At 43.8% G+C, this 995-nt stretch carries 2 pseudogenes; both read right to left on the bottom strand.

Going from position 1 to position 995, the window contains the following annotated elements:
- Positions 1-612 (bottom strand): annotated as a pseudogene (locus tag A3735_RS23490) (aromatic hydrocarbon degradation protein); the annotation flags it as partial.
- An 88-nt stretch (positions 613-700) separates the two neighbouring features.
- A pseudogene (locus tag A3735_RS31320) lies at positions 701-995 on the bottom strand (transporter); the annotation flags it as partial.

The raw sequence follows: 995 nt of genomic DNA, 5'->3' as shown, positions 1-995 counted from the left end.
CGGAGAAAAGTAAGTAAAACGCTGAATTGCTGCTTCTTTACCCAAAAATCGACCAGGGTCTTCCAGCTCTTTGTACAAAGCTAAAGCGGAGTGGATATAATTTTTATTTGCAAAAGTAAACTTTGAACCAGGAGGGTTTACCGAAAAGCCAATCTGCGGAGGTAGTATCGTTGGGCCATTCCACACCCATTGCTGCAAACCAAAGCCAGGTAGATATAAAGAAAGCCTGTTAGTATGGCTCTTACCTCGACCATCGCCTCCTACTACAGGGTCTCTCGGTACGGTAGGGTCATAGGTATTAAAGCCTGTACCATCTAAACCAAACAACTGATAGTCATCAGGGGCAGTAAATACGGCATCAAGATCCAAACCAATTAATAACTGATCAACCTCAAAGTGACGCTCTTTGAGTCGGGTAAGCTGAGCGGGGTTATGGTAAACCGCTGAAACACCAGGATTTACGTCAGCCTGCATCGCATTACCCAAGGAAAGAGCCTTAGTATCAATCGTAATGCCGTTCGCTAGCTGAGCTACAACTTGGGGAGGGAAAGCAAACGTAGCAATCAATACGACCACCAGCAGTTTCTTTACTTTCCAATGCAATGATTTCACCAATTAATTCCTTTTCCCATTACTATTCTAAAGATTAAACAAGTGCGCTCGAGAGCAAAGCAGTCATCACCTTACTCCTGACACATGATTACCAGTTGAAAGCACCTATATTAATTGGATAAGAGATCCCCATACTTAAGTCAGACGCATCTTCAGTAAGCCCAAAGCCAAAGCTAACGTTTGTAATCGTCTTAGGGTCAACACGAATACCCAGTGAGAAGTTCATCGAACCACTCACCGAGTCAGGCGAAACTGCCGTCCCCGAACCAACGAAAGTTAATTTAGTTTCAGTACTATAACCAACCTGGGTCGATATACTTAAAGAGGTGTCATAAGAAAGAGAGTAAGAAAAGCCCCCTGAGAAAGAATAGCTCTGCCCTTGG

It is taken from the genome of Oleiphilus sp. HI0061 (assembly GCF_001635675.1).
The sequence above is the reverse complement of the archived record's forward strand: the minus strand, read 5'-3'. Positions and strand labels throughout refer to the sequence as shown.